We start from the raw sequence: 1895 nt of genomic DNA on the forward strand, positions 1-1895 counted from the left end.
AGTACACCGACAGGGCCGGGCAGCAGGACCGGCAGGGCGGTTCCCAGCAGTTGCAGCACGTAGTTGACCTGCAGGGCACGGCGGTCGCCGAGCCAGGCACCGACACGATTCCACAGGGTCGCAGAGATCAGGCAGGCCAGGGCGGTCCACCACCAGTTGCCGATCAGCAGGGGATGGCCGGGCGGAAGCTGTTCGCGGGCCAGCGCGGGGAGGAAGGTCAGCGGCAGGATGTAGCCCAGGCCGGCGCCCAGGTAGGCGAGCAGCAGCGGCAGGCTGCGACGGTCGATCAGTCGGCCCGGCGCACTGGCCTGGGCGCTGGCGGGCAGCTGCTGGGCCAGGCGTCGCAACATTCCGGCGCTGATCAGGGCAAGGGGCAGGGCGACCAGCGCGATGGGCAGCCAGCGCAGCGGCCCCTGCCAGGGCGTGAGCACGACCAGCGCGCCGCACAGCAGCATGCCGCCTCCCAGGCCCAGGTAGACCAGGCCACTCAGTGCCGTGGCCTGACGCACGGCGAGCCATTCCAGCACCAGTGCCGGGGCGAGGACGAAGACCACACCGTTGCTGATGCCGTTGCTCAGGCGCAGGACGGCCAGCATGTCGATGTCGCGGGTGAATCCCTGGGCCAGGGTCAGCCCGGCGTTGAGCAGCAGCGCGACCGGCAGGCCCAGGCGCAGCCCCCGGGGGCTGGCCATGGGCAGGGCGAGCAAGGCACCGAGCAGGTAGCCCAGGTAGTTCCAGGTGGCCAGCTGGGCGCCCTGGGCCAGACTGAACAGGCCGTCGTCGAGCAGCAGCGGTAGCAGCGGGGTGTAGGCGAAACGGCCCAGGGCATGCACCGCCACCAGTGCCAGGGCGGCGGCGAGGATGGCCTTGAAGCAGTCGCGGTCGAGTTTGAGCATCGGGCCTCCGGTCGTGCTGCGCACCATAGTCGTTGTTCTCTATGGACTGTTAGTGAAAAATACTGCGATCAGTTTTCACTTTTGGTGAAAGATCATGGATGCCTGGCAACGTCTCAACCCACAACTGCTGCGCTATTTCCTCGCCGTCGCGCGTGAGGGCTCCCTCAGTGCCGCCGGTGTGCGGCTCAATTGCGTGCCGTCGAACGTCTCGGCGCGCCTGCGCCAGCTGGAGCAGCAGCTCGACACGCGCCTGTTCCGCCGTCAGGGCCAGCGGCTGCGCCTGAGCCAGGCGGGCGAGCGCCTGCGACCGCATGCGGAGCACCTCGAGCAGCTCTGCCAGCTGGCCTGGCGCAGCGTGCAGGAGGATGTGTGGAGTGGTGACTTGCGCCTGGGCTCCATGGAGACCACCGCTGCCGTGCGTCTGCCCGAGCTGCTGGCGGCGTTCCATCAGCGTGCGCCACGGGTCAACCTGCAACTGAGCACCGGGCCGAGCCGGCGCCTGGTCGAGGAGGTGCTGGCCGGGGAGCTGGATGCCGGCCTGATCGGTGGGCCGTTCGAGCATCCGCAGCTCGACTGCCTGCCGATCTGGCAGGAGGAGCTGATGCTGGTCCTGCCACCCGCCCAGGACGCCGCCAGCCTGGGCGCGCGCCCGCAAACGCTGCTCGGCTTTCCCGAAGGCTGTCACTACCGCGAGCGCCTGGAGCGCTGGGTGCTCGCCAGCGACCTGCAGGTGGCGGCGCGGCAGAGCTATGGTTCGATCGATGCGATCTTCGCCGGTATCGCGGCGGGCATGGGCATCGGCCTGCTGCCGCGCAGTCTGCTCGAGCGCCATCCACGTGTGCACCTGGTGCAGTATCAGGCCATCGCCCCGCAGCTGGGGGCGACCACCACGCTGCTGGCGCGGCGCCGCGATGCCGGCGAGCACCCGCCGTTGTCCCTGTTGCTGGAGCTGATGCGCGCGCAAAGTCCGCTCAACGAGTAAACTCGACGGCTGTTTCG

At 69.3% G+C, this 1895-nt stretch carries 2 protein-coding genes; one reads left to right on the forward strand and one right to left on the reverse strand.

The genetic code is table 11. The annotated features are described in order from the left end of the window. Positions 1-896, reverse strand: an 896-nt coding sequence (locus J0A65_RS22780) for a YbfB/YjiJ family MFS transporter (RefSeq protein WP_206596590.1), incomplete at its 3' end; no start/stop codon positions are given. Positions 897-990: 94 nt separating this feature from the next. Between J0A65_RS22780 and J0A65_RS22785 the strand changes: the two genes are divergently transcribed. After that, positions 991-1878 (forward strand): LysR substrate-binding domain-containing protein, encoded by an 888-nt coding sequence (locus J0A65_RS22785; protein WP_206596591.1) that lies wholly within the window; start codon positions 991-993, stop codon positions 1876-1878. Positions 1879-1895: the final 17 nt, after the last annotated feature.

It is taken from the genome of Bowmanella yangjiangensis (assembly GCF_017255015.1).
In the GTDB taxonomy this organism is placed as follows: domain Bacteria; phylum Pseudomonadota; class Gammaproteobacteria; order Enterobacterales; family Alteromonadaceae; genus Bowmanella; species Bowmanella yangjiangensis.